The organism is Streptomyces sp. NPDC059696 (assembly GCF_042733745.1).
In the GTDB taxonomy this organism is placed as follows: Bacteria; Actinomycetota; Actinomycetes; order Streptomycetales; family Streptomycetaceae; genus Streptomyces.
Map to the genome: position 1 here is coordinate 253,452 of NZ_JBHWFG010000005.1, position 14,352 is coordinate 267,803.

General features: G+C 70.8%; 11 protein-coding genes. 8 read left to right on the top strand and 3 right to left on the bottom strand.

The annotated features are described in order from the left end of the window. Window positions 1-176: 176 nt before the first annotated feature. Both ACFV20_RS07900 and ACFV20_RS07905 read right to left on the bottom strand, forming a co-directional pair. Window positions 177-1,496, bottom strand: a complete 1,320-nt coding sequence (locus ACFV20_RS07900) for a radical SAM protein (RefSeq protein WP_385653674.1) — start codon at window positions 1,494-1,496, stop codon at window positions 177-179. A gap of 150 nt (window positions 1,497-1,646) precedes the next feature. Further along, window positions 1,647-2,654: a hydroxyacid dehydrogenase gene (locus ACFV20_RS07905; protein ID WP_385653675.1), complete on the bottom strand. Its 1,008-nt coding sequence runs from the start codon at window positions 2,652-2,654 to the stop codon at window positions 1,647-1,649. 175 nt (window positions 2,655-2,829) lie between these two features. On the opposite strand from ACFV20_RS07905, the gene ACFV20_RS07910 reads away from it, so the two are divergent. Then, window positions 2,830-4,086 carry an FAD-binding protein gene (locus tag ACFV20_RS07910; protein ID WP_385653677.1) on the top strand — a complete coding sequence of 419 codons (1,257 nt, stop codon included), beginning with the start codon at window positions 2,830-2,832 and terminating at the stop codon, window positions 4,084-4,086. A gap of 94 nt (window positions 4,087-4,180) precedes the next feature. Here the strand turns inward: ACFV20_RS07910 and ACFV20_RS07915 are convergent, their stop codons facing one another. Then, entirely contained in the window at window positions 4,181-4,531 is a 351-nt protein-coding gene (locus tag ACFV20_RS07915) for a helix-turn-helix transcriptional regulator (protein ID WP_385653679.1), read from the bottom strand. A gap of 237 nt (window positions 4,532-4,768) precedes the next feature. Here ACFV20_RS07915 and ACFV20_RS07920 point away from each other — a divergent pair, with 237 nt between their 5' ends. The 7 genes from ACFV20_RS07920 to ACFV20_RS07950 all read left to right on the top strand — a co-directional run bounded on the left by ACFV20_RS07920 (window position 4,769) and on the right by ACFV20_RS07950 (window position 14,335). Then, window positions 4,769-5,434, top strand: a complete 666-nt coding sequence (locus ACFV20_RS07920) for an ANTAR domain-containing protein (protein WP_385653680.1) — start codon at window positions 4,769-4,771, stop codon at window positions 5,432-5,434. 198 nt (window positions 5,435-5,632) lie between these two features. Continuing rightward, window positions 5,633-6,880: an ROK family transcriptional regulator gene (locus tag ACFV20_RS07925; RefSeq protein ID WP_385653682.1), complete on the top strand. Its 1,248-nt coding sequence runs from the start codon at window positions 5,633-5,635 to the stop codon at window positions 6,878-6,880. A 218-nt stretch (window positions 6,881-7,098) separates the two neighbouring features. Continuing rightward, complete coding sequence (locus ACFV20_RS07930; RefSeq protein WP_385653685.1) at window positions 7,099-8,364, top strand: ABC transporter substrate-binding protein; 1,266 nt, start codon at window positions 7,099-7,101, stop codon at window positions 8,362-8,364. Between the two features lie 20 nt (window positions 8,365-8,384). Beyond that, entirely contained in the window at window positions 8,385-9,350 is a 966-nt protein-coding gene (locus ACFV20_RS07935) for a carbohydrate ABC transporter permease (protein WP_385653688.1), read from the top strand. Beyond that, complete coding sequence (locus tag ACFV20_RS07940; protein ID WP_385653691.1) at window positions 9,347-10,231, top strand: carbohydrate ABC transporter permease; 885 nt, start codon at window positions 9,347-9,349, stop codon at window positions 10,229-10,231. Before ACFV20_RS07935 ends, ACFV20_RS07940 begins: the two co-directional genes overlap by 4 nt. Before the next feature lie 12 nt (window positions 10,232-10,243). Then, complete coding sequence (locus ACFV20_RS07945; protein ID WP_385653693.1) at window positions 10,244-13,117, top strand: glycoside hydrolase family 2 TIM barrel-domain containing protein; 2,874 nt, start codon at window positions 10,244-10,246, stop codon at window positions 13,115-13,117. A gap of 354 nt (window positions 13,118-13,471) precedes the next feature. Beyond that, a complete protein-coding gene (locus ACFV20_RS07950; RefSeq protein WP_385653695.1) occupies window positions 13,472-14,335 on the top strand; it encodes an antibiotic ABC transporter ATP-binding protein in 864 nt (287 codons plus the stop codon). Window positions 14,336-14,352 lie beyond the last annotated feature (17 nt).

Sequence of the window (14,352 nt, forward strand, 5' to 3'; positions counted from 1 at the left end):
ACCTCGCGGCAGTGCAAGAGCTTTTCACGCCTCCCACACAACTGACAAGCGCCCTGTTCAGATATCACGAAGGGCGGCCGCACCCCCCTGGCTCCGGCTTCGGTGTGCCATACGGGGGCGGCCGCCCTGCGACTCGATTCGGTGCCGCCCCGAGGGGCGTTGTCATCGAAGCGTTATCAAACGCCGGTGGGTGCGTCGGCCGGGAGGCTGTCCATGAAGGAGCTCACCGAGAAGACCGCGTTGCCGGCTCCGGGCGGGCCGTAGCCGGGGGGCGAGGAGAGGCCGAAGTCCTCCATGGTCTGCCGGTAGGCCTGGAGCAGACGGATGTGGTACTCCAGGGGCGCGCCCTGCGGGTTGGCCTTGCCGAGCGGCGTCGTGGGCTCCGGGCACCAGGTGGTGAAGCGGGGCGTGATGCCGTGCGACATGAAGAAGCGCAGGCCCTCGGTGGTGGAGTCGATGGCCTCGTCGACCGTCTTGAAGCCGAAGGGCTCGGCCATCTCCACGCCCGCCACGAAGTTGGGGATGACGTTGCGCGCGCCGAAGACCTCAGCCGAGTCCAGGATCCGCTTGTGCCACTCGTCGCGGCCGACGTAGCGCTCCTTGCCGGGGCAGTACATCTTGAACAGGTACTCGTCCCACACCTCGTAGTTGGGGTGGTAGATCTGCACGCCGTAGTCCTTGAAGCGCTGGACGTCGTCGCGCGGGAGGGCCTGGGCGACGACCTTGCCGATCCAGCGGCCCGGGAAGTGCTCCTCGATGGCCTTGGCGTACCGCCCGTAGAAGTCCGCCTCGTCCAGGCCCTGGACCTTCGAGGTGATCGCGCCGCCGGTGAGCGTGTACGCGGTGGACACCTTCGCGGTGTCGTACCGGTTGATGATGTCGAGCGCCTCGAGGACTTCGTCGACGTCCTTCACGCCCGTGTACGGCCGGCCCGCCGCCTTGTGCTGGCGCCAGTTGTGGTTGATGTCGCAGTACTGGCACTCCTCCTTGGCGCCGAAGTACTGGCACACGCGGAAGGCGGTCAGGTAGATCAGGTAGCCCCACTGGATGGTCGGGGCGACCTCCATGACCGACTTCCCGTTGGCGAGGGTGTGCCGGTAGTACTCGGGCATCGGCGGCACGCCGACGTCGGAGATGCGCTTGCCGTCGAGGTAGAGGCCGAGCACGCCGTCCTCGTTCGCGGCGACGCGGTAGGGGGAGGCGGGGTTCACCCGGACCGAGACGACCGTGCGGCGCAGGTCGTAGGGGCCGCCGGTGAGGATGATCTCCTCCGGCGGGCGGCGCAGCGCGGCCTCCCCCAGCTCGGGCAGGGTGCCGTGGTCGAAGGAGAAGATGAAGTACGACTTCGGCTTGACCTCGCCGCCCTCGTTGTCGCTGAGCGCGGACGGGTCGAAGGCGACGCCGCCGCGGAGCAGGTCCTCCTTGAAGACGGCCTCCCGCGGCACGTGCGGGAACCGCTCCATCAGATCCTCGACCAGCGCGGTACGGCTGCCCATCCCGTCTCTCCTCCCGGTTCGGACGTACGACTCCTCACGGTATGCCCCCGGCCGCGCGGGGCGGGTACCGGGTCCCCCGGAGCGGACGAAATGCTCTGTTCGTGATGCTTCACCCCGGACCGCGGGCCGGCGTTCACCGTCCCGGACGGGTCAGGCCTCGTGCTCCAGCGCCGCCCAGTCGACCGCGTACGCCGGCTGCTCGCCGGCCACCAGGCGTTCCGCCTCCTGCGCGACCACCAGGCCGAGCCGGGCCAGCTCGTTGCCCTGGGAGCCGGCGAGGTGCGGGGTGACGAAGGCGCCGGGCAGGTCGTAGAGGGGCGAGTCGACGGGGAGCGGCTCCGGGTCGGTGACGTCGAGGACGGCGGTGAGGCGCCCGGTGCGCAGTTCCGCCACGAGTGCGTCGTGGTCGACCAGGGAACCGCGCGCGGTGTTGATCAGCACCGCCCCGTCGGGCATGAGCGCCAGTTCACGGCGGCCGATCATGCGGTGGGTCTCGGGCGTCTCGGGGGCGTGCACGGTGACGATGCCGGACGTGCGCAGCAGCTCGTCCAGCGGCAGCAGGGGGACGCCGAGCGCGGCGGCCGCGCGTTCGTCGACGTAGGGGTCGGTGAGGACGGGCCGCAGGTCGAAGGGGCGGAGCAGTTCCAGGACGCGGCGGCCGATGCGGGAGGCTCCGATGACGCCGACCCGGCGGCCGTGATTGCCGATGCCGGGGATGACGCCCCAGCCCGCGACGGGGCGGGTGGCGCGCAGCCGGTCGCGGGCGGCCAGGACGCCCTTCCCGGCGAGCAGGATCATGGCGAGGGTGTACTCGGCGACCGGCAGCGCGTTGGCGCCCGCGGCCGAGGAGACGGCGATGCCGCGCTCCTGGAGGGCGTCGGTGGCGAAGGACTTCACGGAGCCGGCCGAGTGCAGCACCGCCCGCAGCAGGGGCGCCTTGTCCAGCACCGTCTTGTCGATCCGGGGACAGCCCCAGCCGGTCACCAGGATCTCGGCCCGGGCGAGCGCGTCGAGGGCGCGCGGGTCGGTGAAGTCCTGGACCACCAGGCCCGGGTCGATGTCGACCGCCTCGCGCAGCCGCGCCAGCACCTCGGGCGGGAAGACCAGCGGCACGTTCTCCGCGGCCAGGGCGAACAGTGCCTGGGGGCGCCGGCTCACAGAGGTGACCTTCCTGCTCGGGACGTTGTCCGAGCGGTTTCCGCACCGCGCACAGAAAACGCTCTCTACGCTCTTACCCTAGGCGGATCCGGACGGGAGCGGCAATGGACCATGGACCGGGGGTAGGTTCCCGCGGGGGGCTTTCCGTCCCCGTCGCCTCGGGGAAGGACGTGGGATGAACGGGACCGTGACGAACTGGGCGGGCAACGTCACCTACGCGGCGAAGGAAGTGCACCGGCCCGGCTCACCGGCCGCGGTGCGCGCGCTCGTCGCGCGGAGCGACCGGGTGCGGGTCCTCGGCAGCGGGCACTCGTTCAACGAGATCGCCGAGCCGGGTCCCGAGGGCGTCCTGCTGTCGCTGGCGGACCTGCCCCCCGAGGTGGAGATCGACACGGTGGCCCGCACGGTCCGGGTCGGCGGCGGCGTGCGCTACGCGGAACTGGCCCGCCGGGTGCACGCGCAGGGGCTGGCGCTGCACAACATGGCGTCGCTGCCGCACATCTCGGTGGCCGGGTCCGTCGCGACCGGCACGCATGGCTCGGGCGTGCTCAACGGCCCGCTCTCGGCGTCCGTGCGCGAGGTGGAGCTGGTCACGGCCGACGGCTCGGTGGTGACCGTGGGGCGGGGCGAGGAGCGGTTCGGTGGAGCCGTCACCGCGCTGGGCGCGCTCGGCGTCGTCACCGCGCTCACCCTCGATCTGGAGCCGGCCTACGAGGTCGAGCAGCATGTCTTCACCGGGCTGCCCCTGGAGGGCCTGGACTCCGGGGTGTTCGAGACGGTGATGGCGACGGGGTACAGCGTCAGCCTGTTCACCGACTGGCGCGAGCCGGGCTTCGGGCAGGTGTGGCTCAAGCGGCGCACGGACCAGCCGCTGCCCGCGTTCCCCTGGGCCGCTCCCGCGACGGAGAAGATGCACCCGGTGCCGGGCATGCCCGCGGTCCACTGCACCGAGCAGTTCGGTGTGCCGGGGCCGTGGCACCAGCGGCTGCCGCACTTCCGGGCGGAGTTCGTGCCGAGCAGCGGGGCGGAACTGCAGTCGGAGTACCTGCTGCCGCGCGGGCACGCCGTGGAGATGCTGCACGCGCTCGACGCCGTCCGGGAGAGCGTCGCGCCCGTCCTGCAGACCTGCGAGGTGCGCACGGTCGCCGGCGACGACCAGTGGCTGAGCCCTTCCTACGGGCGGGACACGGTCGCGGCGCACTTCACGTGGGTCGAGGACACCCGGGCGGTCCTGCCGGTGGTGCGCCGGGTCGAGGAGGCACTGGCCCCCTTCGGGGCCCGCCCGCACTGGGGGAAGGTGTTCACCCTGCCCGCGCCCGCCCTGCGGGAGCTGTACCCGCGCCTGGGCGACTTCCGGACGCTGACGCAGGAGCTGGACCCGAGCGGAACGTTCGCCAACACCTTCGTGCGGGAGGTGCTCGGGCAGGCGTAGGCGAAGGCACAGGCGTGGGCGAGGTGCTCGCGCGGACGTGGCCGGAAGGGGTGCCGGACCGGCCCGGAGGCGTCCGTGGCAGGGCGGGCGCCGGTCAGGTGGCGGGCCGGGTGCGGCCGCGGGTGGCCGAGGTCGTGGCGCGGCCGGCCTCGTCCTTGACGAGCAGGGACATCAGGGACGCCACCGTCAGTCCGGCCTCGGCGGGGTGGCGCAGCACCTTGCCGGGGTCGATCCGGTACGTGTTGGTGCGCCCCTCCCTCGTGTGGGAGAGGTACCCGTCCTGCTCCAGGTCCGCGATGATCTTCTGCACGGCCCGCTCGGTGAGCCGGCAGTGCGCCGCGATGTCCCGGATACGGGCGCTGTGATTGTCGGCAATGGCGGCCAGCACGCGGGCGTGATTGGTGAGGAACGTCCATCCGGCGTGTGACTCGGGCACTCCATCCATGCACCCAACTCTAACGACAGAACATTCAGGCACCCAAAAACACGTATGCCGTTTCATGTATTGATTGACATGCATGGGGTAGAGAGGCAACGCCGAAACCGGAGGCAAGGCGAACGGACGAGGGAGAACAGGGCCATGCCGGAGCCTGCGTATGCTGCGCGGTCTCACACCCCGGAAGACGCCGCACCCGCGGCGACCGGCCGTGCGCCGACGGCGATCCCGCCCTGCACGGCGACCATGGACGTCGTTCCGAGCGGCGACCGGATGACCGTGACGATGTGGGGTGAACTGGACCTGGGCAGCCGCCGGTTGCTGCCCGAGCTGTACGACCTGCTCCCCCTGTCGGGCGACGGCATCGACCTGCGTCTGGACGCGGTCGGCTTCTGCGACTGCTCCGGCCTGAACGCCCTGCTGGACCTGCGCGATCGCGCCGTCGAGCAGGGCAGGTCGGTCACCGTCCGGTCGTGCGGCGTCGCGGTCGACCGCCTTCTCGACCTGACCGGCACGCGGGAGCTGTTCACGGACTCCCGCCCCACGCGGAGCGCCGCACCCCCGGACCCGCCCGGCACGGTCCCGCCGCAGGAGGACGGCCAGGACCTGCGGGCCGAAGTCACCCAGCTGCGCCGCGCCATGCAGACCCGGCCCACCATCGACCTGGCCCGCGGCATCCTCATGGCCTCCTTCGGCCTGACCCCCGAGGCGGCCTGGAGCGTGCTGGTCAGGACCTCGCAGAACACCAACACCAAACTGCACGACCTGGCCCGGGACCTGGTGGGCACCGTACGCGGCGCGACACTGCCGGAGCAGGTGCAACGGCAGCTGTCCGCCGCGGTCGCCGGCGCGAGCCGCCCGGGCGAGGCGCCGCCCGCTGCCGCCGGGGCTCACGCCGAGGGACGGGACTGACACGGCGGGGGCCGCCGGTCCCGCACTGAGGCATGATGGGCGGGCCGCGTCCGGCCATCACCGCCCTTCACCAGGCGCGCACTTTATAAAGCCCCTTTCCAAACCCCTTGTCGAAAGTCCCGGCAGCCCATAGCCTTGCGCCGCGCCGTGGCCGACTCGACCCGGCCCGGCCGGTCTGGGAAGGAATGAGGCACCCCGGTGAAGCGCACCTCACGTGACATCCGCACCGCGAACCGCTACGAGGTGCTGCGCCAGATCATCGCGGAGTCACCCACCTCCCGGCAGGAACTGGCGGCGGCCACCGGCCTCAGCCTCGCGACGGTCGCCACCCTCGTGGGCGAGCTGCTCGACCTGCGCATGATCACCGAGGTCGGCTTCGAGGACTCGGCCGGCGGCCGCCCCCGCGGCCTGGTCGCGGTCAACACCTCGGGCGGCGCGCTGATCGGCGTCGACATCGCCGAGACGTACGTCCACGTCGAGCTGTTCGACCTCGGACTGAACGTGCTGGCCCGCGCCGAGGAGGACGTCCGGCCCGGCGAGAGCCTGCCCGAGCACGTCGTCGGCCACGTGGCCACCGCCGTCGGCTCCGTCGTCACCCAGGCCGGCATCGAGGGCGCCCGGGTACTGGGGGTCGGGGTGAGCGTGCCGGGGCAGGTCGACCGCGCGACCGGCATCTCCGAGTACGCGCCGAACTGGGACTGGCACGACGTACCGCTCCTCGACCTGCTCACCGAGCACATCGCCTACCCGCTGTACCTGGACAACCCGCTGCGCGCCAGCGCGGTCGCCGAGCTGTGGTTCGGCGCCGCGCGCGGACGCGGGAACGCGGTGGTGGTCAACCTGGGCACCGGCGTGGGCGCCGGTCTCGTCCTGGGCGGCGGACTGCACCGGGGCGTCAGCAACAGCGCCGGCGAGTGGGGCCACACCACGATGGTGCTGGACGGACGCCTGTGCCGCTGCGGCAACCACGGATGCGTGGAGACGTACGTCGGCGCCCGCGGCATCATGCTGAACCTGCGCGAACTCGACCCCGGCAGCGCGCTGCTGCACGCCGAGGACCAGACCGCGACCATCGACGCCCTCGCCCGCGGGGTCGCGGCGGACGACCCCGTCGCGCGCCGGGTCGTCCACGAGACCGCCCGCTATCTGGGCGCCGGCGTCGCGGACCTGGTCAACCTGTTCAACCCCGAGATCGTCGTGCTGAGCAGCTGGGTCGCCCGCACCCTGGGCGAGCCGCTGCTGCACGAGGTGCGCGAGGCCGTGACCCGGCACGCGCTGCCCCGGCCACTGGCCGCCACCGAGGTCGTCCTCTCCCCGATCCCCACCGACCCGGTGTGCCTCGGCGCGGCCACGTTCGCGCTCGAAGGCGCGCTGCAGACCGTCGGGCAGAAGAACGGCACCCGCACCACCCCCGTGCGGAGCCGTACCACCGCCCCGCCCGCGTAGCGGGAACCAACTCCTCCGCTCCCCCCGCGCGTTCGAAATCGCGAACCGGACACAACGCTTCGCACAGACTTCGTCCAACCCCTTGCCGAAGCCTTAGCCGAAGCTCTAGCGTCCCGCACCGCACCTCTCTTTGAGCCACCTGGCGCGCGCCTGCGGGCCGTGGGCCCTCAGGCAGTGAGCCGCAGAGCCGCAGCCACACTCGAGACAAGGACGTCAGCATGTCGGCATCGAGCAACATGAACTGGGACCGCCGGAACGTACTGCGGGCCGCGATGGGTCTGGCCGCCGCCGGCGGACTCGCCGCGTGCGGCGGCAACAACGGCCGGGGCGGTGGGTCCGGTTCGGGCGACGGCCTGGTCCAGTACTTCCACGCGTACGGCGAGGCCGGCGTCGAGCAGGCCGTGAAGCGGTACGCGAAGGACTACAAGGACGCCGACGTCACCACGCAGTGGATCACCGGCAACAACTACGAGCAGAAGCTCTTCGCCGCGCTGCTCACGAAGAACGCGCCGGACGTCTTCGAGTTCCACCCGCAGATCCAGCTCGTCAAGAGCGGTCAGGTGGCCGATCTGACCGACATCATCGAACCGGTCAAGGACGACTTCAACCAGGCCGACATCACGTCGCACACGGTCGACGGCAAGATATACGGCGTCCGGATGATCGACGACCCGCAGTTCCTCTTCTACCGTCCCTCGATGTTCGAGAAGGCCGGGGTCGAGGTGCCGACCACGCTGGAAGAGCTGATCGAGGCCGCCGACAAGCTGACCACCAGCAAGGTCAAGGGCATCTTCCTGGGCAACGACCTGACCTCGATCGACCGCCCGCTGATCTGGTCGGCCGGCGCCGACACGCTCACCGCGGACAACAAGCCCGCCTTCAACACCGACGCCGTCGCCGAGGGTCTCAAGCAGCTGCGTGGCCTGTTCACCAGCGGCAACCTGCTGCTCGACGCCCCCGCCGACTCGTGGGATCCCTCGGCCTTCATCCAGGGCCTGACGGCGATCCAGTGGTGCGGCATGTGGGCCATGCCGGCCATGCAGAAGGCGCTCGGCGACGACATCGGCATCTTCCCCTTCCCGAAGGTCGGTTCGGCCGGCAAGCAGTCGGTCTACAACGGCGGCTGGTCGATGTTCGTCAACGCCAAGAGCAAGAACGTCGAGGCGGCCAAGGCATACGTGAAGTGGCTGTGGATCGACCAGAAGAAGTACCAGGAGGACTTCGCCACCTCCTACGGCTTCCACATCCCGCCGCGCTCCTCGCTCGCCCGGTCCGCCACCAAGCTGAAGTCCGGTCTGCCGGCCGAGGGCGTCAAGCTCTTCAACGAGTTCGGCCACTTCGACAACATCGGCTGGACGCAGGCCATGATCGCCGCGTTCTGGGACGTGATCGCCAACACCGTCCGCAAGGACGGTGACCCGAAGGCCCAGCTCGACGCCTGTGAGAAGAAGGTCGACGCCGAACTCAAGAAGCTCTTCGGATAGACCACCGAAGGGATCTCGACATGTCGACCACCACCACGCGCGGGGTCGCCCAGCCCGCCCCGGCCGAGGTCTCCCGGCCTCGGCCGTGGCGGGGCCTGAGGGCGAGCAGCACCTTCAACTTCTGGCTCTTCACCGGGCCGTTCCTGACCGGCCTGGTGATCTTCGTCTTCGTGCCGATCGGCTGGAGCATCTGGCTCAGCTTCTTCGAGGCACGCTTCACCGTCACGCCGAGCGAGTTCGTCGGCCTCGACAACTACCGGCAGATCCTGACGGACACGAACTTCCGGAACTCGCTGGTCACGTTCACCGTGTTCGCCGCGTTCATCGTGCCCGCCACCTGGGCCCTCTCGCTGGGTCTCGCGCTGCTGGTCCACCGGCTGCGGTTCATGCGGGCGTTCTTCCGGTCGGTGTTCTTCCTGCCGACCGCGGTCAGCTATGTCGCCGCCGCGCTGATCTGGAAGATGTCCATCTTCAACGGCGTCCGCTTCGGTCTGGCCAACACCGTCCTCGGATGGTTCGGCATCGACAACATCGCGTGGCTGGCCAACCCCGACCCGCCCTGGTACTGGCTGGTCATCGTGACCGTCCGCCTCTGGCTGCAGTCGGGTTTCTACATGATCCTGTTCATCGCGGCGCTGCAGAACATCCCCCGGGAGCTGTACGAAGCAGCGTCCATCGACGGCGCCAGACCGGGCTGGCAGACCTTCCGGCACATCACCCTGCCCCAGCTCAGGGCCACCTCCACCGCGGTGATCCTGCTCCTGCTGGTCGCCGCCTACCAGGCCTTCGACGAGTTCTTCAACCTGCTCGGCAAGGCCACCTGGGGCCAGCCCCCGCTCGTCGAGCTCTACAAGATGGCCCTCGGCCAGAACCAGAACTACGGCGCGGGCAGCGCGGGCGCGGTCGTGCTGACCCTGCTCATCTGCGTCGTCACCCTGCTCCAGGGCAAGATCATGGGCTTCGGAAGGGGTGAGGAGTCCAAGTGACCACCACGGCACCCGACATCACCGAGACGACGAAGCCGGCCAAGGCCGAACGCGGCGGCGGCGTCATGGGCAGCACCGGTCTGTACATCGCGACCGGCGTCGCCGCCCTCCTCTTCCTGATCCCCTTCTATCTGATCGTCCGCAACGCGCTGATGACGGACCCGGAGATCACGGGCGAGACCTGGAAGTGGTTCCCCACGTCCGTCCAGTGGGGCAACATCAGCGAGCCCTTCGACGACGTCACCGTCGACTTCGCGCAGTCCCTGTGGAACTCCGTGGTCGTCGCCGTCCTCCACACGGCCGGCATCCTGCTGATCTGCTCGATGGCCGGATACGGCCTCGCCCGCATCCCGTACAAGCACGCCAACAAGGTGTTCTACGCCGTCCTGGTGACCCTGATGGTGCCCACGGCCGTCACCTTCGTGCCGAGCTTCGTGCTGGTCTCGTCCCTCGGCTGGGTCGACAGTTACCGGGGCCTGATCATCCCGGGCCTCTTCAGTGGTTTCACGTGCTTCCTGTTCCGGCAGTACTTCCTGGGGTTCCCGAAGGAGCTCGAGGAGGCGGCGCGGGTGGACGGGCTCGGCTACTGGGGCGCGTACTGGCGGATCGTCGTGCCGAACTCGCTGAACTTCTTCGCGGCCATCGCCACGATCACCTTCATCAACGGCTGGAACGCCTTCCTCTGGCCCCTGGTCATCGGCCAGGATCCGAGTGCCTGGACGGTCCAGGTGGCGCTGTCGTCGTATATGACGAACCAGACCGTCAACTACCACCTGATCTTCATGGCCACCGCCATCTCGATCCTGCCCCTGGTCTTCGTCTTCCTCTTCCTCCAGCGCTGGCTGGTGCAGGGGATCGCACAGACCGGCATCAAGGGCTGAGCTAGGAGACCGATGTCTTACCGCACGACCCCCTCCGTCGACTACGTCGAGGATGTCTCCCCGGGCAGCGGTGTCCTGCCGCCCCGCGCCTGGTACGCGTCCTCGGACGCGCGGTTCCTGTCGCTGAACGGCCGCTGGCGCTTCCGGCTCTCGGCCACCGCCGGCGCCGAGGACGACTCGTTCGCCGAAGAGGGCCACGACGCCGGGGACTGGGCCGAGGTCACGGTCCCCGGACACTGGGTCCTCCAGGGCGACGGGGCCTTCGGCTCCCCGATCTACACCAACCACCTCTACCCCTTCCCGGTGGACCCGCCGTACGTGCCGACGGAGAACCCGACCGGTGACCACCTGCGGGTCTTCGACCTGCCGTCCGACTGGCCGTCGGACGGCGGGGCGGTGCTGCGCTTCGACGGCGTCGAGTCCTGCGCCCGGGTCTGGCTGAACGGCACGGAGCTCGGCGAGTTCAAGGGCTCCCGCCTCGCGCACGAGTTCGCGGTGGGCGAGCTGCTGAAGCCGGGCCGCAACGTGCTCGCGGTGCGTGTGCACCAGTGGTCGGCCGGGTCGTACCTGGAGGACCAGGACCAGTGGTGGCTGCCGGGCATCTTCCGGGACGTGACGCTGCTGCACCGCCCGGCGGGCGGCGTCGGCGACTTCTTCGTGCACGCCTCCTACGACCACACCACCGGCGAGGGCACCCTGCGGGTCGACTCCGACGTCGCCGGGCGTGTGACCGTACCCGCCCTGGACATCGATGTCGCGACCGGCGATCCGGTCACGGTCGCCGTCGAGCCGTGGACCGCGGAGACTCCGAAGCTGTATGACGGTGTGCTGGCCACGGACGGGGAGCGGGTGCCGCTGCGCATCGGCTTCCGCACGGTCGCCCTGGAGGACGGGCTGATCAAGGTCAACGGCCGGGCGATCCTGTTCAGGGGCGTCAACCGGCACGAGTGGCACCCCGAGCGGGGCCGCGCGCTGGACCTGGAGACCATGCGCGAGGACGTGCTGCTGATGAAGCGGCACAACCTGAACGCCGTGCGCACCTCGCACTACCCGCCGCACCCGGCCTTCCTGGACCTGTGCGACGAGTACGGCCTGTGGGTCATCGACGAGTGCGACCTGGAGACCCACGGTTTCACCGAGCAGGACTGGCGGGACAACCCGGTCGACGACGACCGCTGGACGCCGGCCCTGCTGGACCGCGCCGCGCGCATGGTGGAGCGGGACAAGAACCACCCGTCGATCGTGTTCTGGTCGCTGGGCAACGAGGCCGGCACCGGACGCGGCCTGACCGCCATGGCCGAGTGGATCCGCGGCCGCGACCCCGAGCGGCTGGTGCACTACGAGGGCGACTGGAACTGCCGCGACACCGACGTGTACTCGCGGATGTACGCCTTCCACGACGAGGTCGAGAAGATCGGCCGGCGGCTCGACGGCGGGACCCGCAAGCGCCGCGAGCTGCCGTTCATCCAGTGCGAGTACGCGCACGCCATGGGCAACGGCCCGGGCGGCCTCGCCGACTACCAGGAGCTGTTCGAGACGTACGACAGGCTCCAGGGCGGTTTCGTCTGGGAGTGGATCGACCACGGCGTCAAGCACGCCGAGCTGGGCTACGCCTACGGCGGTGACTTCGGCGAGGAGCTGCACGACGGCAACTTCGTGTGCGACGGGCTGGTCTTCCCGGACCGGACGCCGTCGCCGGGCCTGATCGAGTACAAGAAGGTCGTCGAGCCGGTCCGCATCGAGGGTGACGGGGCCAACGGCACCGTGCACATCACCAACAAGCACGACTTCGCCGACCTGTCCGCGCTGGCCTTCGCGTGGTCGTGCCAGGTGGACGGCGAGACCGTCGAGTCGGGCTCGCTCGCGGTGCCGGCGCTCGCGCCGGGCGAGAGCGCCGAGGTGAAGCTGCCGGAGCCGCCCGCGGACGGCCGGGGCGGCGAACGGCAGTGGACGGTGCGGGCGCTGCTCGCGGACGACACGTCGTGGGCGGCGAAGGGCCATGTGGTGGCCTGGGGCCAGTTCGCGGTGGGGGCGCGGCCGTTGCCCTCGTTCCCGGCGACCGACCGGCCCGTCCCGGACGACGGCCGGATCACACTCGGCCCGGGCCGGTTCGACGCCCGCACCGGTACGCTGCTCTCGATCGGCGAGGTGGAGGTCGACGCGACGCCGCGGCTGGACGTGTGGCGGGCGACGACCGACAACGACGACGGCGCCGAATGGCAGACCGACACCCGCTTCGGGGTGCTGTGGCGCACGCTGGGTCTGCACCGGATGCGGCACCGCCTGGTGTCCGTCGAGGCCGGCGACGACGCGCTGACGGTCCGCACCCGGGTGGCGCCCGCCGCCCGTGAGATCGGCCTGGACACGGTGTACCGCTGGACGTCCGACGGTGAGCGGCTGCGGCTGAGCGTGTCCGTGACGCCGGAGGGCGACTGGACGGTGCCGCTGCCCCGGCTGGGCGTGCGCTTCAGGCTGCCGGAGGCCGACGCGGTGGAGTGGTTCGGAGGCGGTCCCGGCGAGGCGTACCCGGACACCGGCACGGCGTCCATGGTGGGCCGTTGGCGGTCGACGGTGGACGGGCTGCAGACGCCGTACGTCCGTCCGCAGGAGAACGGTGCCCGGGCCGATGTGCGCTGGGTGGAGCTCGGCGGCCTCCGGGTCGAGGGTGACCCGGAGTTCTTCTTCACGGCGCGGCGCTGGACGACCGAGCAGCTCGACGCCGCCCGGCACCGCACCGACCTCACGGCCGGCGACACGGTGTGGGTCAACCTCGACCACGGACTGCACGGCATCGGCTCGCAGTCCTGCGGTCCGGGTCCGCTGCCGCAGTACGTCCTGAAGGCGGAGCCGGCGGAGTTCTCGTTCGTGTTCTCGACCACCGGGTAAGAAAGCCGATCAGTCGATTGACCGATTGGTCGACATACCGGGGCTGTCGGAATGTCCTCCGCGGCCGGTCGGCCTCGTGCCGGCCGGCCGCCGCTGTCTCGACCGCAGCCGGCCGCGTGACGTACCTCGTCGCGGCCGTGCCGGGCTGCTGCTGGGGCGGTGGCGGTGGCGCCTGCCGCACGGCAGCGGCATCAACGGCTGACGGCCCGGCCACCGCGGGGGCGAACCGCATCAACGGCTGACAGCCCGGCCACCGCGGGGGCGAACCGCTCCGCGTCCGCGCCCCGCCGCCCGAGTCCCGTACTACGCTCGGACCTTCTGGACTGCGCTGACGGACACCGGGGGGAACGGGCGATGGCACGGGTCGTGGTGGTGCACGGGATCGGGCACGAGTGGTCGGGGGCGGCGCTGATGGGCCGGGACGTGGTCCCGGCCCTGCGTGACGGCGTACGGCACGGGTCGGGGCTCCGGCTCACCGAGGAGGAGGTCGCCTGCGCGTTCTACGGCGACGTCTTCTTCGAGGAGGGCACCCGCGCCCTCGGTGTGCCGCCCTGGGACGAGCACGACGTCGAGGAGGGATTCGAGGCGGAGCTGCTCGCGGCGTGGTGGGAGGCCGCCGCGGCCACGGACCCGGCGGTGCCCGGCCCGGACGAGCCCGGCACCCGCGCGATCCCCGGCACGGGCCGGCTGCTGTCCCAGCGGGTCCGCGGCGCACTGGACGCGCTGTCCGGGTCCCGGTTCTTCGGCACGTACTCGGACCGCATGATGGTGCTCGCCCTGAAGCAGGTGCGGCGGTACATGAACGAGCCCGTCGTGTGGCAGCGGGCCCGGGCCCGGGTGGCGGAGGAGATCGGCCCCGACACCCGGGTGCTGGTCGCACACTCGCTGGGCTCGGTCGTGGCGTACGAGGCCCTGTGCGAGCACCCCGAATGGCCCGTCACCGACCTGGTCACGCTCGGCTCCCCGCTCGGCCTGTCCCTGATCTTCAACCGGCTGAGCCCGCTGCCGACGGAGGGACGCGGCGCCTGGCCGGGCGGAGTCCACCGGTGGACGAACGTCGCCGACCCGGGCGACCTGGTGGCCGTCGTCCACGAACTCGCCCCGCGCTTCGGCCCGGTGGCCGACGAGTCCCTCGACAACGGCCTGAAACCCCACAGCCTGCTGCGCTACCTGACGGCCTCGAAGACGGGCCGGGCCATCGCGGAAGGGCTGATGTGACCGACGGCCACCGACAC